At 77.7% G+C, this 20,201-nt stretch carries 21 protein-coding genes; 17 read left to right on the forward strand and 4 right to left on the reverse strand.

Features of this window, described 5'->3' with window-relative positions:
- Positions 1–20: 20 nt before the first annotated feature.
- On the forward strand, positions 21–716 hold the full coding sequence (locus tag ACI8AC_RS17940) for a DUF2567 domain-containing protein (RefSeq protein ID WP_456899190.1): 696 nt from the start codon (positions 21–23) through the stop codon (positions 714–716).
- A gap of 60 nt (positions 717–776) precedes the next feature.
- On the opposite strand, the gene ACI8AC_RS17945 is transcribed toward ACI8AC_RS17940, so the two are convergent.
- On the reverse strand, positions 777–1,589 hold the full coding sequence (locus ACI8AC_RS17945; protein ID WP_456899191.1) for an LON peptidase substrate-binding domain-containing protein: 813 nt from the start codon (positions 1,587–1,589) through the stop codon (positions 777–779).
- Between the two features lie 141 nt (positions 1,590–1,730).
- Between ACI8AC_RS17945 and hisD the strand changes: the two genes are divergently transcribed.
- The 5 genes from hisD (at position 1,731) to hisH (ending at position 5,753) form a co-directional block, all read left to right on the forward strand.
- Complete coding sequence (hisD, locus tag ACI8AC_RS17950; RefSeq protein WP_456899192.1) at positions 1,731–3,035, forward strand: histidinol dehydrogenase; 1,305 nt, start codon at positions 1,731–1,733, stop codon at positions 3,033–3,035.
- Positions 3,032–4,138, forward strand: coding sequence for a histidinol-phosphate transaminase (locus ACI8AC_RS17955; RefSeq protein ID WP_456899193.1), 1,107 nt, complete (start codon positions 3,032–3,034; stop codon positions 4,136–4,138). The genes hisD and ACI8AC_RS17955 overlap by 4 nt, the downstream gene beginning before the upstream one ends.
- 5 nt (positions 4,139–4,143) lie before the next feature.
- Positions 4,144–4,755 (forward strand): imidazoleglycerol-phosphate dehydratase HisB, encoded by a 612-nt coding sequence (hisB, locus tag ACI8AC_RS17960; RefSeq protein ID WP_456899194.1) that lies wholly within the window; start codon positions 4,144–4,146, stop codon positions 4,753–4,755.
- Complete coding sequence (locus ACI8AC_RS17965) at positions 4,756–4,932, forward strand: hypothetical protein (RefSeq protein ID WP_456899195.1); 177 nt, start codon at positions 4,756–4,758, stop codon at positions 4,930–4,932.
- A gap of 185 nt (positions 4,933–5,117) precedes the next feature.
- On the forward strand, positions 5,118–5,753 hold the full coding sequence (gene hisH / locus ACI8AC_RS17970; RefSeq protein WP_456899196.1) for an imidazole glycerol phosphate synthase subunit HisH: 636 nt from the start codon (positions 5,118–5,120) through the stop codon (positions 5,751–5,753).
- Positions 5,754–6,125: 372 nt separating this feature from the next.
- On the opposite strand, the gene ACI8AC_RS17975 is transcribed toward hisH, so the two are convergent.
- Together ACI8AC_RS17975 and ACI8AC_RS17980 are read right to left on the reverse strand one after the other, a co-directional pair.
- Complete coding sequence (locus ACI8AC_RS17975; protein ID WP_456899197.1) at positions 6,126–6,890, reverse strand: SDR family NAD(P)-dependent oxidoreductase; 765 nt, start codon at positions 6,888–6,890, stop codon at positions 6,126–6,128.
- A gap of 36 nt (positions 6,891–6,926) precedes the next feature.
- Entirely contained in the window at positions 6,927–7,526 is a 600-nt protein-coding gene (locus ACI8AC_RS17980; RefSeq protein WP_456899198.1) for a nitroreductase family protein, read from the reverse strand.
- Positions 7,527–7,631: 105 nt separating this feature from the next.
- Between ACI8AC_RS17980 and ACI8AC_RS17985 the strand changes: the two genes are divergently transcribed.
- The 4 genes from ACI8AC_RS17985 to hisF are packed head-to-tail and all read left to right on the forward strand — an operon-like array spanning position 7,632 to position 10,478.
- Positions 7,632–8,546 (forward strand): SDR family oxidoreductase, encoded by a 915-nt coding sequence (locus tag ACI8AC_RS17985; RefSeq protein WP_456899199.1) that lies wholly within the window; start codon positions 7,632–7,634, stop codon positions 8,544–8,546.
- A gap of 20 nt (positions 8,547–8,566) precedes the next feature.
- Complete coding sequence (gene priA, locus ACI8AC_RS17990) at positions 8,567–9,298, forward strand: bifunctional 1-(5-phosphoribosyl)-5-((5-phosphoribosylamino)methylideneamino)imidazole-4-carboxamide isomerase/phosphoribosylanthranilate isomerase PriA (RefSeq protein ID WP_456899200.1); 732 nt, start codon at positions 8,567–8,569, stop codon at positions 9,296–9,298.
- Entirely contained in the window at positions 9,295–9,687 is a 393-nt protein-coding gene (locus ACI8AC_RS17995; protein ID WP_456899201.1) for a RidA family protein, read from the forward strand. The genes priA and ACI8AC_RS17995 overlap by 4 nt, the downstream gene beginning before the upstream one ends.
- Complete coding sequence (gene hisF, locus ACI8AC_RS18000) at positions 9,684–10,478, forward strand: imidazole glycerol phosphate synthase subunit HisF (protein ID WP_456899202.1); 795 nt, start codon at positions 9,684–9,686, stop codon at positions 10,476–10,478. The genes ACI8AC_RS17995 and hisF overlap by 4 nt, the downstream gene beginning before the upstream one ends.
- A gap of 18 nt (positions 10,479–10,496) precedes the next feature.
- On the opposite strand, the gene ACI8AC_RS18005 is transcribed toward hisF, so the two are convergent.
- Positions 10,497–11,096: a TIGR03085 family metal-binding protein gene (locus ACI8AC_RS18005; protein ID WP_456899203.1), complete on the reverse strand. Its 600-nt coding sequence runs from the start codon at positions 11,094–11,096 to the stop codon at positions 10,497–10,499.
- Positions 11,097–11,201: 105 nt separating this feature from the next.
- Here ACI8AC_RS18005 and ACI8AC_RS18010 point away from each other — a divergent pair, with 105 nt between their 5' ends.
- The 7 genes from ACI8AC_RS18010 to ACI8AC_RS18040 all read left to right on the forward strand — a co-directional run bounded on the left by ACI8AC_RS18010 (position 11,202) and on the right by ACI8AC_RS18040 (position 20,188).
- A complete protein-coding gene (locus ACI8AC_RS18010) occupies positions 11,202–12,977 on the forward strand; it encodes an ABC transporter ATP-binding protein (RefSeq protein WP_456899204.1) in 1,776 nt (591 codons plus the stop codon).
- Positions 12,974–14,833 (forward strand): ABC transporter ATP-binding protein, encoded by a 1,860-nt coding sequence (locus tag ACI8AC_RS18015; RefSeq protein WP_456899205.1) that lies wholly within the window; start codon positions 12,974–12,976, stop codon positions 14,831–14,833. The genes ACI8AC_RS18010 and ACI8AC_RS18015 overlap by 4 nt, the downstream gene beginning before the upstream one ends.
- A gap of 102 nt (positions 14,834–14,935) precedes the next feature.
- Positions 14,936–15,385, forward strand: a complete 450-nt coding sequence (locus ACI8AC_RS18020) for a hypothetical protein (protein WP_456899206.1) — start codon at positions 14,936–14,938, stop codon at positions 15,383–15,385.
- Positions 15,386–15,439: 54 nt separating this feature from the next.
- On the forward strand, positions 15,440–15,967 hold the full coding sequence (locus ACI8AC_RS18025) for a hypothetical protein (protein ID WP_456899207.1): 528 nt from the start codon (positions 15,440–15,442) through the stop codon (positions 15,965–15,967).
- 10 nt (positions 15,968–15,977) lie between these two features.
- Positions 15,978–17,630, forward strand: coding sequence for an FAD-binding dehydrogenase (locus tag ACI8AC_RS18030; RefSeq protein ID WP_456899208.1), 1,653 nt, complete (start codon positions 15,978–15,980; stop codon positions 17,628–17,630).
- The gene (locus ACI8AC_RS18035) at positions 17,627–18,373 is read left to right on the forward strand and encodes a hypothetical protein (protein ID WP_456899209.1); all 747 of its coding nucleotides are present in this window, start codon (positions 17,627–17,629) and stop codon (positions 18,371–18,373) included. Before ACI8AC_RS18030 ends, ACI8AC_RS18035 begins: the two co-directional genes overlap by 4 nt.
- 825 nt (positions 18,374–19,198) lie before the next feature.
- Positions 19,199–20,188 (forward strand): hypothetical protein, encoded by a 990-nt coding sequence (locus ACI8AC_RS18040; protein WP_456899210.1) that lies wholly within the window; start codon positions 19,199–19,201, stop codon positions 20,186–20,188.
- The last annotated feature ends 13 nt before the right edge of the window (positions 20,189–20,201 follow it).

The following is a 20,201-nucleotide window of genomic DNA, read 5'->3' on the forward strand; positions in this document are numbered from 1 at the left end:
CGCCGGGGTTCACTGGTCCGGTGACCCCTCCTCCCGTCCCGGTCGGCGACGGCCCGCCCGGGCGCGCGGCCCGGCGCGCCCGCGGGCAGGGCGGCCGGCGCCGGCCGGGCACCGCGGAGCTGCGCGCCGACCGGCGTCCCGCCCTGCTGCTGGCCACCGCGCTGACCCTGGCGGGGTTGCCGGCCGGGGTCCTCTGGGTGGTGCTGACCCCGCGGGCCCGCTTCGACGTGACCGCCGACGGCCCCGTGGTCGTCGGCCGGCCCTCCGCCGAGCTGCTGGTGGCCGCCGACGCCGTATTCACCCTCGTGCTGGCCGGCCTCGGGCTGCTGGCCGGGGTGGGCGCGTGGTGGTGGCGGTCGCGCCGCGGCGTGGGCACGCTGCTGGGGCTGGCGTCCGGCACGCTGCTCGCCGCGCTGGTCGCATGGCAGCTGGGGGAGCTGCTGGCGCCCGGCCCCACGCCGGAGCAGGTGGCCGAGGTCGGCGGGCGGTTCACGACGGGCGTCGACCTGGCCTCGCTCCCGGCGCTGGCGGTGGGCCCCTTCGTCGCCGTCCTGGCCTACCTGGTCGCCGCGCTGCTCTCCCCGGCCGAGGACCTCGACCGGCCCGACCCGGTCCGGCCCGCTCCCGCGGCCGCCGGCCCGCTGCCCGGCGGGGTCGGCCCCGTCCCGGGCAGGCACCCCGCGGCGCCCAGCCGCGAACCCGCGACCGGCGGGTAGGACGGCGGCCCTCCGCGGGGTCCCGCGCCGAGCGTGCGCGGCGCGGGACCGAGGGGTCCTTCAGTTCACCCCGCGCGACGCGGCCAGCTCCTGCAGCGGCACGGGGACCGCCCCCAGCGTCTCCAGCAGGGTCAGCTCGCGGCGCAGCAGCCGCGCCTCGGCCACCAGCCGCCGCCGGGTCGCCGACTCGGCGAGCAGCGCCTGGCGGTCCTCGGTGGTCAGCAGCGCGGCCGAGGCGACCAGGTAGGACAGCGCGCGCGGGTCCCCGGCCACCGACCCGAGCAGCTCCCCGGCCGCCGACTCGGCCTCCGGCGCCGGCACCTCCGCGCGCAGCCCGGCCACCGCGGTGACGTACCGGGCGAAGAGGTTCCCGACCCCGCGCACCAGCACGGCCATCGACCCGCGGGCGACCGCGGAGGCCAGCTCCTCGGCGTCAGCGGCGTGCACCGGGTGCCCGACCAGGACCTCCTGGTCACCGGCGGCCTCCTCCGCGGCCTCCTCCTCGGCCAGCCACTCCACCTCGGCGCGCAGGTACGGCGGGTCGTCGGCCGCGTCCCCGCCGACCAGGACGTCGAGGAGGCGGAACCGGTCGCCCCCCACGCCGACCACCACGAACCCGCCGTCGGGCTGCGGGCGGACCGTCTGCAGGCGGGCGGTGCAGCCGATGTCGTAGAGGGCCTCGGCCGGGGCCACCTGCTCGACCTCCCACCCCTGGCGGATCGCGACCACCCCGAACGAGCGGCCGGTGCCCTCGGGCCGGGCGAGGAGGTCCTGCACCAGCCGCCGGTACCGCGGCTCGAAGATGCGCAGCGGCAGCACCACGCCGGGGAAGAGGGGGGTCCCCAGCGGGAACAGCGGGATGGTGTCGCCCACGGGCCGAGCCTACGGGGGCGGCGGTCCCCGGCCCGGGGTCCGGCCCCGGATGGTGGGCGGCCCGGCGGCTATCCTGGGGTGTTCCCGCGTCAGTCCCCGCGCACCGTCGCGCGCCCACCGCCCCGCTCCGGAGGTCCGCCCGTGCTCGCCCGCATCGACCTGCGTGGATCCGCCCTCCCCGGCCCGCGGGAGCTCGCCGCGCTGCTGCCGCGGGCGGCGACCGACGTCGACTCGGTGCTGGCCACGGTCCGGCCGCTGTGCGAGGACGTGCGGGTCCGCGGTGCGCAGGCGGTCCGGGAGATCACCGCCCGGCTCGACGGGGTGGACCTGGAGGACCCCCGGGTCCCTCCCGCGGCGATCGCGCGGGCGCTGGAGACCATCGACCCGGCCGTGCGCGCCGCGCTGGAGGAGGCCATCGCCCGGGTCCGGCGGGTGCACGCCGACCAGGCGCGCACCGACGTCACCACCCAGGTCGTCCGCGGCGGCACCGTCACCGAGCGGTGGGTGCCCGTGCGGCGGGTCGGGCTCTACGTCCCCGGCGGGCTGGCCCCGCTGCTGTCCAGCGTCGTCATGAACGTCGTCCCGGCGCAGATCGCCGGGGTGGAGTCCATCGCCGTCGCCTCCCCGCCGCAGCGCGACCACGGCGGCCTCCCGGACCCCGGCGTCCTGGCCGCCTGCGCGCTGCTGGGCGTCGAGGAGGTCTACGCCGTCGGCGGGGCGCAGGCGATCGCCGTCTTCGGCTACGGCGCGGGGTCCTGCGAGCCGGTCGACATGGTCACCGGGCCGGGCAACGTCTACGTGACGGCGGCCAAGCGGCTGCTGCGCGGGCTGATCGGCATCGACTCCGAGGCCGGGCCGACCGAGGTCGCGATCCTCGCCGACGACACCGCCGACCCGGTGCACGTGGCCGCCGACCTGATCAGCCAGGCCGAGCACGACCCGCTGGCCGGTGCCGTCCTGGTCACCACGAGCGAGGCGCTGGCCGACGCCGTCCTCGAGCTCGTCCCGGGCCAGGTGGCGGCCACCAAGCACGCCGACCGGATCACCACGGCGCTGTCCGGCAGCCAGTCCGGCGTGGTCCTGGTCGACGACGTGGACGCCGGCCTGCGGGTGGTCGACGCCTACGCCGCCGAGCACCTGGAGATCCAGACCCGGGACGCCCGCGAGGTCGCGCGGCGGGTGCGCAACGCCGGCGCGGTGTTCGTCGGCGCGTGGTCCCCGGTGTCGCTGGGGGACTACTGCGCCGGGTCCAACCACGTGCTGCCCACCGGCGGCTGCGCCCGGCACTCCAGCGGGCTGTCCGTGCAGTCCTTCCTGCGCGGCATCCACGTCGTCGAGTACGACGAGCAGGCCCTCGCCGAGGTCGCCGGGCACATCGATGCCCTCGCCGGCGCCGAGGACCTCCCCGCGCACGCCGCCGCCGTCCGGGCCCGGCAGCGCGCATGACGTCGCTGGAGGAGCTCCCGCTGCGGCCGGAGCTGCGCGGCCGCACGCCCTACGGCGCCCCGCAGCTGCCGGCCCGGTACCGGCTCAACACCAACGAGAACCCGCACCCGCTGCCCGACGCCGTGCTCGCCGACCTCGGGACGGCGCTGGGCGCGGCGGCGCTGGAGCTCAACCGCTACCCCGACCGGGACGCCGTCGGCCTGCGCGCGGACCTCGCGGCGTACCTGACCCGCACCACCGGCGAACCGGTGGCGGCCGGGCAGGTCTGGGCGGCCAACGGGAGCAACGAGGTCCTCCAGCAGCTCCTGCAGGCCTTCGGCGGGGCGGGGCGCACGGCCCTGGGCTTCACGCCCTCCTACTCGATGCACCCGATCATCTCCGCGGGCACGGGGACGGCGTGGGTCGACGGGCACCGGCGTCCCGACTTCACCATCGACCCCGCCGCCGCGGCGGCCCAGGTGCGCGACGCGCGGCCCGACGTGGTGTTCGTGACCAGCCCGAACAACCCGACCGGCACCGCCGTGGCGCTGGACACGGTCGCCGAGCTCTACGACGCCACCGAGGGCGTGGTGGTCGTCGACGAGGCGTACGCGGAGTTCGCCCGCACCGGCACCCCGTCGGCGCTCACGCTGCTGCCCGGCCGGCCCCGCCTCGTGGTCAGCCGCACGATGAGCAAGGCGTTCGGCATGGCCGGGCTGCGGCTGGGCTACCTGGCCGCCGACCCCGCGGTCGTCGACGCGCTGCAGCTGGTCCGCCTGCCCTACCACCTGTCCTCGCTGACCCAGGCCGCGGCCCGGACGGCGCTGGCGCACACCGACGCCCTGCTGGCCACCGTGGCCGCGGTCAAGGACCAGCGCGACCGCATCGTCGCCGCGCTGCCCGGCCTGGGGCTGACCAGCGTGCCCAGCGACGCGAACTTCGTGCTGTTCGGCCGGTTCGCCGACGCCGGCACGGCCTGGCGCGCGCTCCTCGACCGCGACGTCCTCGTGCGCGACGTCGGGCTGCCCGGCTGGCTGCGCGTCACCGCCGGGACCGCCGAGGAGACCGAGGCCTTCCTCACCGCGCTGGGTGAGATCGCCCCCGACCACCGCCTGGGAGACTGACCACCATGGCCCGTAACGGCACGGCCCGCACCGCCCGCGTCGAGCGAGAGACCAGCGAGACCAAGCTCGTCGTCGAGCTCGACCTCGACGGCACCGGCACCAGCTCCATCAGCACCGGCGTCGGCTTCTACGACCACATGCTGACCTCGCTGTCCCGGCACAGCGGCATCGACCTCACCGTCCGCGCCGACGGCGACCTGCACATCGACGCCCACCACACCGTCGAGGACGTCGCCATCGCCCTCGGACAGGCGTTCGCCGAGGCGCTGGGGGACAAGAAGGGCATCACCCGCTACGGCGACGCGACCATCCCCATGGACGAGGTCCTCGCGCAGGCCGCGGTCGACCTCTCCGGCCGGCCGTACTTCGTGCACGCCGAGCCCGAGAACATGACGCCGGTGATCGGGCCGGACTACCCGACGTCGCTCACCAGGCACGTGCTGGAGTCCTTCGCGTTCAACGCGCGGATCAGCCTGCACGTGCGGGTGCTCTACGCCGGCCGGGACGCCCACCACATCGTCGAGGCCCAGTTCAAGGCGCTGGCGCGGGCCCTGCGGGCCGCGGTGGCCCTCGACCCGCGGGTCACCGACGTGCCCTCGACCAAGGGCGCGCTGTAGGTGACCTTCGCCGTCCTGCTGCTCGTCGTGGGCGGCTTCCTGCTCGGCGGTGCGTGGAGCATCTGGAAGGCCGACTCCGACACCGACGGTCGCACCGGCCCGCAGGTGGCCTTCACGGTCGTGCTCCTCGTCGCGGCCGTGCTGGCGACCGCGGCCGGCATCCTGCGGCTGTTCTGACCCCGGTCCTCCGCCGGTTTCCTGCGGCGCGGCGGTGAGCACCACGGCGGCCGCGGGCAGACGCCGGTGCGGCGGGGCGCGCCCGGCGGCGCCCGCCGCCCGCCGCCCGGTGTGACGGCTGCCGCACGCGGCAGCCGGCCGGAACACGGTCAGCGCCGGGAACGCTGGTCGGTAGCGTGGGCAACGTGAAGAAGGTCGTCGTCCTCGACTACGGGTCGGGCAACCTGCGCTCGGCGGAGCGGGCCCTGGCCCGGGTGGGCGCGGACGTCACGGTCACCTCGGACCGCGAGGCGGCGCTGGAGGCCGACGGCCTCGTCGTCCCCGGCGTCGGTGCCTTCGCCGCCTGCATGGCCGGCCTGCGCGCCGTCGACGGCCCGCGGGTGATCGGCCGCCGGCTGGCCGGGGGCCGCCCGGTGCTCGGGGTGTGCGTCGGCATGCAGGTGCTCTTCGAGCGCGGCGTCGAGCACGGCCGGGACGCCGAGGGCTGCGGCGAGTGGCCCGGCGTGGTGGAGCCGCTCGAGGCGCCGGTGCTGCCGCACATGGGCTGGAACACCGTGCAGGTGCCCGAGCGCAGCGTGCTGTTCGACGGGCTGGCCGACCAGCGGTTCTACTTCGTGCACTCCTACGGGGTGCGGAACTTCCCGCTCGGCGCCGACGGCCCGCCCTCACCGCTCGCCCCGCCGGTGGTCACCTGGGCCGAGCACGGCGACCGCTTCGTCGCCGGGGTGGAGAACGCCGCCCTGTCGGCGACCCAGTTCCACCCCGAGAAGAGCGGGGACGCCGGGGCGCAACTGCTCACCAACTGGCTGCAGACGCTGTGACATCGCGGTCCTACCGGACCGCACCGCGACCACGTGCCGTTCCCGGCCGCGGCTGAGCCCTGCGCCCGCTCCGCTCGTCGGGGACCCTGCGGGCCCCGCTCCTCCCGGGCGCACCGCGGTCACGTGCCGTTCCCGGCCGCGGCTGAGCCCTGCGCCCGCTCCGCTCGTCGGGGACCCTGCGGGCCCCGCTCCTCCCGGGCGCACCGCGGTCACGTGCCGTTCCCGGCCGCCGAGAGGTGGGTCGTGTGCGGCCGCGGCGCAGGGTGCGGCCGGAGGTGCGCCGCAGGTGCACGTCATCGGCCGGAGCGCCCGCCGGCCGGGCGGTGGTGACCGGCGGTGCGGCGTCCTGCTCGGCTCCTCGGACGCGCCGGCTCAGCTGCGCAGGTAGGAGGCGCCGTTGACGTCGATGATCGTGCCGGTCGCGAACCGGGCGCCCGGGCTGGCCAGCCACAGCACCGCCGCGGCCACCTCGTCGGGCCGGGCCACCCGCCCGTAGGGCGACTGCGCGCGCACCGCGTCCCCGCCCGGCCCGTCGAGCACCTCGCGGGCCATCTCGGTCTGCACGAACCCCGGGGCCACGGTGCCCACCGCGATGCCGTGCGGGGCCAGCGCGACCGCCATCGACTGGCCGAAGGCGTTGAGGCCGGCCTTCGAGGCCCCGTACGCGGGCGTCTCCGGCTCGCCGCGGAAGGCGCCGCGGCTGGAGACGTTCACGACCGCCCCGCCGCCCGCGGCCACCAGGTGCGGCACGGCGCGGAAGGTGGCGTTGGCCGCACCCACCAGGTTGACCGCCAGCGTGCGCGACCACGCGGCCTGCCACTCGGCGTAGGAGACGCGCAGCGGGGGGTGGGCGGTGAAGACGCCGGCGTTGTTGACCAGCACCCGGAGCCCGGCGAGCCGCTCGGCCGCCTCGTCCACCATCCGGCCCACCGCGTCGGCGTCGGCCAGGTCGGCCTGCACGAGCACGTGCCCGCTGCCGGGCAGCTCCGCCAGCACCCGCTCGGCGCGTTCCCGGGAGCCGCCCCAGTGCACCGCCACCCGGTCACCGGCGGCCGCGAAGGCGTGCGCGACCGCCCGCCCGATGCCGCGCGAGGCGCCGGTGACCAGCACCGGCCGGGACGTCTGCTCGTCTGCCACGGCGGTGCAGTCAACCAGCCGTGCCGCGGGCCCGCGTCACCACCGCCCGCGGTGCACCACCTCGGCCACCGGCCGGCGGCCCCGGCGCAGCGAGGGGGAGCGGCGGTCGTCGTCCCCCGGGTAGCCGACCGAGACGCACCCCACGGGGCGGTGGTCGTCGGGCACGCCGAACGCGGCCCGGAAGGCCGCCACCCGGTCGCCGGGGATGCCGAAGAAGCAGGCGCCGAGCCCCTCGTCGACCGCGGTGAGCAGCACGAGCAGCGCGGCCATCCCGGCGTCGACGTCCCAGTAGGGGACCGGCCAGCGCGCCTCGTCGCGGTCGGTCCAGCCCTTGTCGGGTTCGGCGTAGCGGTCGAGGTAGGCGGCCTTCGACGACAGGGGGACGACGAGCAGCGGGGCGCGGCGCATCCGGGTCAGCCACGCGTCCGGGGCGCCCTCGCCCGCGGTCACCGACCAGAACAGCTCCCGGTCGGCCGGGTCCTCCAGGACCAGGAACGCCCACCCCTGGCTGAACCCGGCCGACGGGGCGCGCAGCGCGTGTTCGAGGAGCCGTTCGCGCACCTCGGGCGGCACGGGCCGGCCGGGGTCGTAGTCGCGGACCATGCGCCGCCTGCGGACCACCTCGGCGAACTCCACGGAGGCAGCCTGTCACCGCCCGGCGGGCACCCGGCGACCGGCCCGTCCCCACCGCACCGGCGGGCGCGGCGGGTCCTGTCGGTGATGCCCGGCAGGGTGACCGGCATGACCCCCGACCTGTCCGGCGCAGTCGCCCTCGTCGCCGGCGCCACCCGCGGCGCCGGCCGGGGCATCGCGCGGGCCCTGGGCGAGGCGGGCGCCACCGTCTGGTGCACCGGGCGCAGCACCGCCGGCCGGCCGTCGGAGTACGGCCGCCCCGAGACGATCGAGGAGACCGCGGAGCTGGTCACCGCCGCCGGGGGCCGCGGGGTCCCCGCGGTCGTCGACCACCTCGACCCGGCGCAGGTCCGGTCCCTGGTCGCCCGCATCGAGGCGGAGTGCGGCCGGCTCGACGTCCTGGTCAACGACGTGTGGGGCGGCGAGCTGCTGTTCGAGTGGGAGGTCCCCCTCTGGGAGCACGACCTCGACCGCGGGCTGCGGCTGCTGCGCCTCGGCGTCGAGACCCACCTGGTCACCAGCTCCGCCGCCCTGCCGCTGCTGGTCCGCCGCCCGGGCGGGCTGGTCGTCGAGGTGACCGACGGGACGGCGGCGTACAACGCGGCCACCGTCCGCGTGAACGCCTTCTACGACCTGGCGAAGTGGTCGGTGCTCCGGCTGGCGGTCTCGCAGGCGCACGACCTGCGCCCGCACGGCGGCACGGCGGTCGCCCTCACCCCGGGCTGGCTGCGCTCGGAGATGATGCTCGACGAGTACGGCGTGACGGAGGCGACGTGGCGGCAGGCCTGCGCCGCCCACCCGCACTTCTGCATCTCCGAGAGCCCGCTGTACACCGGCCGCGCCGTCGCCGCGCTGGCCGGCGACCCCGACCGCGCCCGCTGGTCGGGCCGGTCGACCTCCAGCGGGGAGCTGGCCCGGGTGTACGGCTTCCGCGACGCCGACGGCACGCAGCCGGACGCGTGGCGCTACGTCGTCGAGGTGCAGGACGCCGGCCGCCCCGCCGGTGACGAGGGCTACAGGTGAGCGGTCACTAGCCTGTGGACGTGCCTAAGCTGCAGCTGCTCCCCGCCGTCGACGTCGCCGACGGCCAGGCCGTCCGTCTCGTCCAGGGGGAGGCGGGCAGCGAGACCGCCTACGGCGACCCGCTGGAGGCCGCGCTCACCTGGCAGCGGGACGGCGCCGAGTGGGTGCACCTGGTGGACCTCGACGCCGCGTTCGGGCGGGGCAGCAACCGGGAGCTGCTGGCCCGGGTGGTGGGGGAGCTGGACGTGGACGTCGAGCTCTCCGGGGGCATCCGGGACGACGAGTCGCTGGCCGCGGCGCTGGCCACCGGGTGCCGCCGGGTCAACCTGGGCACGGCGGCCCTGGAGTCCCCGGACTGGTGCGCCCGCGCCATCGCCGAGCACGGTGACCGCATCGCCGTCGGCCTCGACGTGCGCGGCACCCGGCTGGCGGCGCGGGGCTGGACCCGCGAGGGCGGCGAGCTCTACGAGACCCTCGCCCGGCTGGACGCCGAGGGCTGCGCCCGCTACGTGGTCACCGACATCACCAAGGACGGCACCCTGCGCGGGCCCAACCTGGACCTCCTGCGCGAGGTGTGCGCCGCCACGCCGCGGCCGGTGGTCGCCTCCGGCGGGGTCAGCTCCCTGGACGACATCCGCGCGCTGGCCGCGCTCACCCCGGTCGGCGTCGAGGGTGCCATCGTCGGCAAGGCCCTCTACGCCGGCGCCTTCACCCTGCCCGAGGCGCTGCGGGTGACCGAGGAGCTGGCGTGACCGTCGTCCGGTTCGGCTCCGACACGCCCTGGGAGGCGGTCGTCGGCTACAGCCGCGTCGTCGTCCACGGCGACATGGCCTGGGTCAGCGGCACCACGGCCACCGTCGCCGGTGCCGTCGTCCACCCCGGGGACGCCGGGGCGCAGACCCGCCAGGCGCTGGTCAACCTCGCCGAGGCGCTCGAGCGGGCCGGCTTCACCGTCGCCGACGTCGTCCGCACCCGGCTGTACGTCACCGACATCTCCCGCTGGGAGGAGGTCGGCCGGGCCCACGGGGAGGTCTTCGGCGACATCCGCCCGGCCACCTCGATGGTGCAGGTCGCCGCGCTGATCGACCCGGCGATGCTGGTCGAGGTCGAGGCCGACGCGGTCCGGGGGGTCCCGGCATGAGCCTCGCCGTGCGCGTCATCCCGTGCCTGGACGTCGACGCGGGGCGGGTGGTCAAGGGGGTCAACTTCGTCGACCTGCGCGACGCCGGCGACCCGGTGGAGATGGCCCGCGTGTACGACGCGGAGGGCGCCGACGAGCTGACCTTCCTCGACATCACGGCCAGCTCCGGTGACCGCGAGACCACCTACGACGTCGTCCGCCGCACCGCCGAGAGCGTGTTCATCCCGCTCACCGTCGGCGGCGGCGTGCGCAGCGCCGACGACGTCGACCGGCTGCTGCGGGCCGGGGCGGACAAGGTCGCGGTCAACACCGCCGCCGTCGCCCGCCCGGAGCTGATCGACGAGATCACCGACCGCTTCGGCAACCAGGTGCTCGTGCTCTCGCTCGACGCCCGCCGGTGCCGCGACGGCGCGGTCACCGGATCCGGGTTCGAGATCACCACCCACGGCGGGCGGCGCGGCACCGGCCGCGACGCCGTCGAGTGGGTCGTGGAGGCCGCCACCCGCGGGGTCGGGGAGGTGCTGCTCAACTCGATGGACGCCGACGGCACCGAGGCCGGTTTCGACCTCGAGCTGATCCGGGCGGTGCGCCGGGAGGTCACCGTGCCGGTCGTCGCCAGCGGCGGCGCCGGGCGGCCCGACCACTTCCCGCCGGCCGTGGCGGCCGGGGCCGACGCCGTCCTGGCCGCCACCGTCTTCCACTTCGGGAAGATGCGCATCGGCGAGGTCAAGGCCTCGCTGGCCGGCGCCGGCGTCCCCGTCCGCGCCGAGGCGGACACGCCCCTGCGCTGAACCCCGGCCGGAGGGCCCTCACCCGACGCGTGCGACGTCGCGCCGGCCCGAGGCCCAGAGCAGCAGCTCCAGCGGCTCCCCGGTGACGGTGGTGCGCCCGGCCCCCACACGCTTCTCGCGCCCCGGCACGTCGCTGCGGCGCAGCACCGCCCCACCGGGCAGCCGCCGGGCGAACAGGACGGCGGCCGGCCACAGGGCGTCCTGGTCGGCGCGGGTCAGCGTCCGCGGGGACCAGCCCGGCTGCGCCCGCCGGACGTCCTCGTGGTGGACGGCGAACTCCGCGGTGTTCACCAGGCGCGACACCGGCGGCCAGGCCAGCGGGGACCAGGCCGGTGGGCCCGACCGCACCGCCGCGACCACCCGCGGGTAGGGCGTGCGCTCCCGCAGCCGGTCCTCCAGCCGGTGCGCGTGCTCGGTGAGCGGCCGGGCCGGCCCGACCTGCTCCAGGCCGAACCCGGGCATCGCGTCGGGCCGGCGCTCGCGGACCACCAGGTGGGCGGCGAGGTGGGCGGTGGTCCAGCCGGCGCAGCAGGTGGGGGCATCGGGTCCCGTGCGGTCGAGCAGGTCGGCGAGGGCGGCACGCTCGCGCTGGTCCAGCGGCCGGGAAGCATCGGTCACCGGACGGGGTTACCGACGGGGCGGGCCCGGGAAACCGGAGGCGATCGCTTAGCCGACCTAAGTAGAGTGGGTCGGCACCGCCCGCCACGAGCACCGAGGAGACCCGTGCCCCGCCGCCGAGACGCCGTGCTCCGGCGAGGGATGCACCACGTCGCCCGCGCCGTCCGCGAGCAGCCGGGCATGTTCGCGCTGGCCTTCGCCGCCAGCAGCCTCTACGGCGCCATGACCGTCGCCAGCGCCTACGTGATCGGCGAGGTCACCGACCGGGTCGTCCTCCCGGCCTTCGAGCGCGGGGCGACGACGGCCGCCGCGCTCACCCTCGCCGCGGCGGCCGTCCTGGGCGTCGCCGTCCTCAAGATCCTGGGCATCCTGGGCCGGCGGCTGTTCGCCGGGGTGATGAGCTACCGGCTGCAGGCCTCCTACCGGCGGCGGGTGACCGCCCAGTACCTGCGGTTGCCGCTGTCCTGGCACCAGCGCCACCCGACCGGCCAGCTGCTGTCCAACGCCAACTCCGACGTCGAGGCGGCCTGGTTCTTCGTCGCACCGCTGCCCTTCGCCTGCGGCGCCCTCGTCATGATCGCCATCACCGTCGCCGCCCTGGTGGCCACCGACCCGTGGCTGGCCCTGGTCGGGCTGGTCGTGTTCCCCCTGGTGTTCCTGGTCAACGCGGTGTACTCGCAGGTGATGGCCCCGCGGATGGCACGGGCCCAGCAGTTGCGCGCCGAGGTCAGCGAGATCGCCCACGAGAGCTTCGACGCCGCCCTGGTGGTCAAGACGCTCGGCCGGGAGGACGTCGAGGCCCGGCGGTTCGCCGCCCGCGCCACCGAGCTGCGCGACGGGCTGGTGGCCGTGGGCCGGGTGCGCGGGCTGTTCGACCCGCTCATGGAGGCGCTGCCCAACCTCGGCACCCTCGCCGTCCTGCTCATCGGCGCCGGGCGGGTCGCCGACGGCGCCACCGACGCCGGCGCCCTGGTCTCGATCGCCTACCTGTTCACGCTGCTCGCGCTCCCGATCCGCGCGATCGGCTGGGTGCTGGCCGACCTGCCGCGCGCCCTCGCCGGCTTCGACCGGGTGACGCCGGTGCTCGACGCGACCGGCGAGACGGTGCACGGGGACAGCCCGGCGGCCACGGCCGACGGCGGCGCGGACCTCGCCGTCCGGGACCTCGCGTTCCGCTTCGACGGGGTCGAGCGGCCCACCCTCGAGGGCGTCACCTTCGACGTCGCCGCGGGCAGCACGGTCGCCGTCGTCGGGCCCACCGGCTCGGGCAAGTCGACGCTGGCCGGGCTCCTGGTCCGCCTGGTCGACCCCGGGAGCGGCGCGGTGCTGCTCGACGGCGTGGACGTGCGGGCGCTGCGCGAGGGCGAGGTCAGCGGGCAGGCCGCCTTGGTCGCGCAGGGCACCTTCCTGTTCGACGACACGGTGCGCGGCAACGTCACCCTCGGGGCGGACCTGCCCGACGAGGAGGTGTGGGCCGCGCTGCGGGCCGCCGCCGCGGACGGCTTCGTCGCGCGGCTGCCCGAGGGCCTCGACACCCGGGTGGGGGAGCGGGGCGCGACGCTCTCCGGCGGCCAGCGCCAGCGCCTGGCCCTGGCCCGCGCGGTGGTGCGCCGGCCGCGGCTGCTCGTGCTGGACGACGCCACGAGCGCCGTCGACCCCGCCGTCGAGGCCCGGATCCTCGACGCGCTGCGCGACAGCGAGCACCCGACGACGGTCGTGGTGGTCGCCTACCGGCAGGCCACCATCGCCCTCGCCGACGAGGTGGTGTGGCTGGCCGGGGGGCGGGTGGCCGCCCGCGGCTCGCACGAGGAGCTGCTCGCCTCGGTCCCCGGCTACGCGGCGCTGGTCCGGGCCTACGGCCAGGCGGAGGTGGCGGCGTGACCCGCACCGCTGCCCCGGCCGCGGATCCGGCGGTGGACCCGGCGGCCGGGCCGGCGGCGGCGCACCGCACCGAGGGGGCGCTGGCCACCCTGCGGCGGGGGCTGGCGATGATGCCGGAGTTCCGCCGGGGACTGGCCGCCACGTTCGCCCTCGCCCTGGTCGCCACGGCGGGCCGGGTGGTGGTGCCGGTCGCCGTCCAGCAGGTCATCGACCGCGGCCTGTCCGGCCCCGGCGGCCCCGACCTGGACCTCGTCCGCGACGTCGTCCTGCTGAGCGCGCTGGTCGTCGTCGTCACCGCAGTGGCGGTGTACCGGATGAACGTCCGGCTGTTCCGGACGACGGAGACGGCGCTGGCCGGCCTGCGGGTGCGCGCCTTCCGGCACGTGCACGACCTGTCCGTCCTGCACCAGCAGGGGCAGCGCCGGGGCTCGCTGGTCTCCCGGGTGACCAGCGACGTCGACCAGCTCTCCACCTTCATGCAGTGGGGCGGCGTGCTGGGCGTGGTGAGCCTCGGCCAGCTGCTCGTGGCCAGCGTCGTCATGGCGGTCTACTCCTGGCAGCTGACCCTGCTCGTCCTCGTCTGCTTCGTCCCGCTGGCCGTGGCGGTCCGCCACTTCGCCCGCCTGCTGGCCGAGGCCCACGGCGTGGTCCGCGAGCGGGTGGGCGACCTGCTCGCAGCGGTGTCGGAGTCGGTGGTCGGCGCCGCCACGGTGCGCGCCTACGGCATCGGCGAGCGCACCGCCGCCCGCATCGACCGCGCCGTCGGCCGGCACTACGCCAGCCAGGTGCGCGCCCAGCGGGTCACCGCCGCGGTGTTCGTCAGCGGCGAGTTCGTCGCGGCGCTGGCGAACATCGCCGTCGTCGTGGTCGGCGTGCTGCTCGGCGTGGGCGGGGACCTCACCGCCGGGACCCTCGTGGCCTTCCTCTTCCTGGTCACGCTGTTCGTCGCCCCGGTGCAGACCGCCACCGAGGTGCTCAACGAGGCCCAGAACGCCGTCGCCGGCTTCCGCCGGGTCCTCGACGTCCTGGAGCTCGAGCCCGACATCCGCGACCCCGCCGTCGTCGACCCCGCGGGCGCCCGCGCGCTGCCCCCCGGCCCGCTCGGCGTGCGCTTCGAGCACGTCACCTTCCGCTACGCCCCCGACGCCCGGCCGGCGCTGGTCGACGTCGACCTGGAGATCGCGGCGCGCCGCCGGGTCGCGATCGTCGGCGAGACCGGCTCGGGGAAGACGACGTTCGCCAAGCTGGTCACCCGGCTCATGGACCCCGGGGAGGGGCGGGTGCTCATCGGCGGCGTGCCCCTGGCCGAGGTGGCGTTCGACTCGCTGCGCGAGCGGGTGGTCATGGTGCCCCAGGACGGCTACCTCCTCGACGCCTCGATCGCCGACAACGTCCGCTACGGCCGGCCGGGGCTGACCGACGACGCGGTGCGCACGGCCTTCGACGAGCTGGGCCTGACCGGGTGGGTCGAGCGGCTGCCCGACGGCGTCGCCACCCGGGTCGGCCAGCGCGGCGAGTCGCTGTCGGCGGGGGAGCGCCAGCTGGTCGCCGTGGCCCGCGCCCACGTCGCCGAGCCCGACCTGCTGGTGCTCGACGAGGCGACCAGCGCGGTCGACCCGGCCACCGAGCAGCGGCTGACCCGGGCCCTGGACGCCCTCACCGCCGGCCGCACGACGCTCACCATCGCGCACCGGCTGTCCACCGCCGAGCGGGCCGACGAGGTGCTCGTCGTCGACGGCGGCCGGGTGGTCCAGCGCGGCACGCACGCGCAGCTGGTGCACGCCGAGGGGCCCTACGCCCGGCTGCACGCCTCCTGGCGCCGGTCGTCCGCGGGCGAGGCCCGGCCCGCCGGCTGACCCGCCGGGCCGGCCCGACCGGTCCCGGCCCGGACGCCGTGGTGGCCGCCGGCGCGGCGCGCCCCGCCCGCCGCGCGGCGGCTGCCCCTAGCCTCTCGACCCGTGCCCCCCTCCACCGGCCGCAGCACCCGCGGCGACGTCCCGCCGGCCGACCCCCGGATGCCGGGCGCCGCGATCGGTGCCGTCGTCCTGGGCTTCGCCGGGGCGCTGCCGCCGGCCTTCGTCGCCCTCCTCGCCGTGGCGCTCGGCGGGCTGACCGCCGACACCGGCCCCGACCCCTGGACGTACCTCCTCCTGGCCGTCCCGGTCGTCCAGGTGGTCTCGGCGGTGCTGCTCCTGGCCCGCCGCGCCTGGCTGCCGGTGGTCCTGGCCGTGCTGCCGGTGGGGCTGCTCGCCGGCGGGGTCATCTGGGCCGCGGCCCAGGCGGCCGAGCCCTCCGGCCTGGGCTGGCCGCTGATGCTGCTCGTCGCACCGGTGGGCGCGGCCGTGCTGGCGGCCACGCCCCGGGTGCGCCGCTGGGTGGCCGGCCGGCCGCGCCGCACGCAGGGCTGACCTGCCGGTGCCGGCGGGCCCGCCCGGCGGTCCGCGGGCACTACGGTCCCGGGCATGGCGGTGGGACCGGGCACGCGGTCGTCCCGCGCGCGCACCCGTGCCGGGACCCGGCGCTCCCCCCGCCCGGTGCCCCGCCCGGTCGTCGGCCCGCCGCCCGCCGAGGCCGGACGGCCGCAGGCGGCCCCCTTCGCCGCGGCCTTCGGGGTGCTCGTGGCCGCGGAGGAGATCCACCTCGCCTACCTGCTGTGGGAGCCCGAGCCCGGCTGGCACTGGTACCTGGTGGTCGTGGCCCTGCTGGTGGCGCTGTCCGCCCTCGGCGCGGCGATGGTCTGGCGGGGCCGGCCCCGGGGCTGGCAGGTGCTCGCCGTGGCCGCGGTCCTCCCGCTGCTGGGGCTGCTCGGCCTGGCCGGGCTGTTCGCGGTGCTCGGTGGCGGGCGGGCGCTGCTGTGGGCGCTGCTCCTGCTCGTCGGCCCGGTCGGGGCGCTGGTGCTGGCCACCCGTCGCCCGGTCCGGGAGTGGACCGCACCCCGCCGGGCGACGCGTCGGCCCGGGCCACCCCGGACGGCGGCCCGCGCCCGCTAGCGTGCGGACCGTGACGGAGACCGACGTCGTCGTGGTGGGTGCGGGGCTGGCCGGGCTGGTCGCCACCGCCGAGCTGGCCGAGGCGGGCCGCCGGGTCGTGCTGCTCGACCAGGAGCCGGAGGCGTCCCTGGGCGGGCAGGCCTGGTGGTCCTTCGGCGGGCTCTTCCTCGTCGACTCCCCGGAGCAGCGCCGGCTGCGGGTGCGCGACTCCCTGGAGCTGGCCCGCCAGGACTGGTTCGGCACGGCCGGCTTCGACCGCCCCGAGGACCACTGGCCGCGCCGCTGGGCCGAGGCCTACCTGCAGTTCGCCGCGGGGGAGAAGCGCGCCTGGCTGCGCGAGCAGGGCGTCGGCTTCTTCCCGGTGGTCGGCTGGGCCGAGCGGGGCGGGTACACCGCCACCGGCCACGGCAACTCGGTGCCGCGCTTCCACATCGTGTGGGGCACCGGCCCCGGGCTGGTCGAGCCGTTCGCCCGCCGGGTGCGCGCCGCGGTGGACCGCGGGCTGGTGCAGCTGCGGTTCCGGCACCGGGTCGACGCGCTCGTGGTCGAGGACGGCGCGGTCACCGGCGTGCGCGGCGCCGTGCTCGAGCCCAGCGACGCCGCCCGCGGCGAGGCCAGCTCCCGGGTGGAGACCGCCCCGTTCGAGGTGCGCGCCCAGGCCGTCGTCGTGACCTCCGGCGGCATCGGCGGCAACCACGACCTGGTGCGGCGGAACTGGCCGCAGCGCCTGGGCCCGCCACCGCGGCGGCTGCTCTCCGGCGTCCCCGCGCACGTCGACGGCCGCATGCTCCAGGCGACCGAGGCCGCCGGCGCCCACGTCATCAACTCCGACCGCATGTGGCACTACACCGAGGGCGTGGCCAACCACAGCCCGGTGTGGGACCGCCACGGCATCCGCATCCTGCCCGGGCCGTCCTCCCTCTGGCTGGACGCCACCGGCCGGCGGCTGCCGGTACCGCTGTTCCCCGGCTTCGACACCCTCGGCACCCTCGCCCACATCGGGACGACCGGCCACGAGCACACCTGGTTCGTCGCCACGCACAAGATCGTGGAGAAGGAGTTCGCGCTCTCCGGGTCCGAGCAGAACCCCGACCTCACCGGCCGTGACCTGCGGCTGCTGCTCACCCGGGTCCGCGCGGGGGTCGCCGAGCCGGTGCGGGCCTTCCTCGACCGCGGCGAGGACTTCGTCGTCGCCCGAACCCTGCCGGAGCTGGTGGCCGGGATGAACCGGGTCACCGGTGGCGAGCCCGAGCTCGACCTCGCCACCGTCGAGGCCGAGGTCGTCGCCCGCGACCGGGCGGTCGGCAACCCGTTCACCAAGGACCTCCAGCTCACCGCGGTGCGGGGCGCGCGCGGCTACCTGGGCGACAAGCTGATCCGGGTGGCCCCGCCGCACCGGCTGCTGGACCCCGCCGCCGGCCCGCTGGTCGCCGTCCGGCTCAACCTGCTCACCCGCAAGACCCTCGGCGGGCTGGAGACCGACCTGTCCGGGCGGGTGCTGCGCCCCGACGGCACCGTGTTCCCCGGGCTGTACGCCGCCGGCGAGGTCGCCGGGTTCGGCGGCGGCGGGGTGCACGGCTACCGCTCCCTCGAGGGCACCTTCCTCGGCGGCTGCCTGTTCTCCGGGCGGGTGGCCGGCCGCGCGCTGGTCGCGGCGCTGTGAGCGCACCGCGCGACCCCTGGGCCGACCCCGCCACCGACACCGCGCCCGGCGCGCCCTACGCCGGCCCCCCGGCCACGGCGCCCCGGCCGGCCTGGGCACCCGGCTCGGGACCGGCACCCGGCTGGGCACCGGCGGCCCCCGGCTGGGCGCCGGTGGCGCCCGGGTGGGCGGCCCCCGGCTGGCCACCCCCCGCCGGCCCGCGCCGCCCGGGCCAGGTGGTGGCCGCCGCCGTCCTCGCCTTCGTGCAGGCCGCCCTCGTCGGGCTGACCTCGGGTTACGTGCTGCTCGCCGCCTCGGTGTTCACCCTCGCCGAGGGCGACCCCGCGTTCCCGTGGGACTCCGGGGCGCTGGCCACCGAGGCGACCGTGCTGGCCGCGGTGCAGATCGGCTCCGTGGTGCTCCTCGTCGTGGCCGGGGCGCTGGCCCTCACCCGCCGCGGCGGGGCCGCCCGGGGGAGCCTGCTGGCCGCCCACGGCGTGCAGGTGGCCCTGGCCCTCTACTGGGGGGTGCGCCTGGTCTCGCTGGCCCGGGCGGCCGTCGGCCCGGAGGCCTCCGGGGTGCTGCTAGTGGCCGTGCTCTGCTTCGCCGCCATGCCGGCCGTCGGGCTGGGCCTCCTCGTGGGCGCCCCGGCCCGCGCCTGGTTCTCGGGCGCGGGACCCGCGGGGTCCCCGGGCGGGGGACCCGCGGCCTTCCCGGGCGGGGGATCCGCGGCCTTCCCGGGCGGGGGACCCGCCGGGCGGTGAGCGGGGCGGTCGCGGCCGGGTGGGACGATCGGCGCATGCCCGCCGCCCCCGCCGCCGAGCCGGTCCTGGACCCCGCCGTGGGGGGGGGGGGGGGGCGGGGGGCGCCGCCCGGGGGGGGGGGGGGGGGGGGCGGATCACCACCCCGGCGCAGCTGCGCGCGCGGATCCGCCGGGTGCTGCTGAGGCGCGGGCTGCGGCAGGCCGCCCAGGAGCTGGCCCGGGCCATCCGGCAGCGCGGGGTGTCGGTGCGCGGCGAGCGCACCGCGGGGATGGCGTCGCTGAGTGCGCTGCTGACCCTGCCCGAGGCGCGGGCGGTGCACGCCGCGCTGGGCGGCTACGTCGACGCCCTGCCCGCCGATCCCGGCGATACCCGTTCGCGGGCCGAGCGGATGGCCGACTGCCTGCTGGACCTGGTGCTGCGCCCCGGGGAGTCCGACCGGCCGCCGGTGCAGGCGGTGCTCACCCTGGTCGCCTCGCTCGAGACCGCGCTGGGCGGCAACGCCCCCGGGGAGCTCGACGGGCAGGTGGTGCCCGCGGAGATGGTCCGCGCGCTGCTGCGGCTGCTCACCGACACCGACACCGCCGGGCACGAACAGGCCAGCACCGCCGGGCATGAGCAGCCCGCCACCGACAGTTCTACCGGCGGCGAGGGTGGCCCCGCCGCGCAACTCGACGCCGAGGCCGGGGGCGAGGCCGAGGCCGGGGGCGAGGGAGAGGGTGAGGCCGACGCGGGGTGGCTGGCCTGGGCCGGCGAGGACGACCCCGCGTTGGACCCGGCCCTGACCCCGGCCCAGCGCGCGGCGCTGGCCGCGGCCGAGGCCCGCTGGTGGGCCGACCGCGAAGCGAGGTCTTCGGCGACGACGAGGTTGATGGTCGGGAACCGATGTCCGGCGACGACGGCGGAGCTTTCTCCGGCGTCGCCGACGCCTGCGACGCCGACGAGACCGGCACCGGGGGGCACCGGGTCGAGGAACACCGGGTCGAGGAGCACCGCACCGACCCCGGGCCTCCGGAGGGGTGCCCTCCGGAGGGGTGCCCGCCGGAGGAGTCGCCGCCGGACCTCACCACGTCGCGCGAGACGCCGGATGCGGCGGCGGGTGGGGGCGGCTGGTGGGCAGCGGCCGACGCCGCGGTCACCGACGCCGCCCAGGCCGCCCACGAGGCGCTGCTGGCCCTCGGGCGGGCCCGGCGGCTGGTGCGCACCGCCGAGGGCGCCGACGCCGCCGACGAGCACACCTGGCGTACCCGCCCCGCCGCCGGCCTGGACACCGCCCCCGACACCCTGACCGCCCTCGCCGCCGCCGCGGCCGCCGACCGCGCCGCCCTCGGGGCGTTGCTGGCCCGCACCGCCGGCGGCGGGCTGGCCGACCGCCCCCGCCTGACCCTGACCGACGCCCTCACCGGCGCCCTGACCGCCCTCACCGACCTGCCCGCCTGCCGCCGCACCGCCCGCTGCCGGCGGGCGGCCTGCCGCCGCGCCCCGGCCGGAACCTGCCCGCACGACCTGGGCGCCCGCCCCGGGCTGGGCGCGCCCGGGCCCGCTCCCGGCTACCGGCCCACCGCCGCCCTGGCCCGGTTCCTGCGCGCCCGCGACCGCCGCTGCCGCTTCCCCGGCTGCCGCCGCCCGGTCCCCCGCGGCGGGACACCCCGCGGCGGCGAGCTCGATCACCGCGTCCGCTATCCCGACGGGCCCACCGCCGCGGCCGACCTGGCCGGCTTCTGCACCGGCCACCACCGCGGCAAGCACCAGGCCCCGGCTGGACCTACACCCTCACCGGCGACGCCGTGCTCACCGTCACCACCCCCACCGGCCTGACCGCCACCACCGA

The organism is Geodermatophilus sp. SYSU D00758, from assembly GCF_054049955.1.

Excerpts from the sequence above, each read along its gene's own strand:
- ACI8AC_RS18025 (WP_456899207.1), top strand. The coding sequence starts at position 15,440 with ATGGCGGTGGGACCGGGCACGCGGTCGTCCCGCGCGCGCACCCGTGCC.
- hisB (WP_456899194.1), top strand. The coding sequence starts at position 4,144 with ATGGCCCGTAACGGCACGGCCCGCACCGCCCGCGTCGAGCGAGAGACC.
- ACI8AC_RS17985 (WP_456899199.1), top strand. The coding sequence starts at position 7,632 with ATGACCCCCGACCTGTCCGGCGCAGTCGCCCTCGTCGCCGGCGCCACC.
- hisF (WP_456899202.1), top strand. The coding sequence starts at position 9,684 with ATGAGCCTCGCCGTGCGCGTCATCCCGTGCCTGGACGTCGACGCGGGG.
- ACI8AC_RS17955 (WP_456899193.1), top strand. The coding sequence starts at position 3,032 with ATGACGTCGCTGGAGGAGCTCCCGCTGCGGCCGGAGCTGCGCGGCCGC.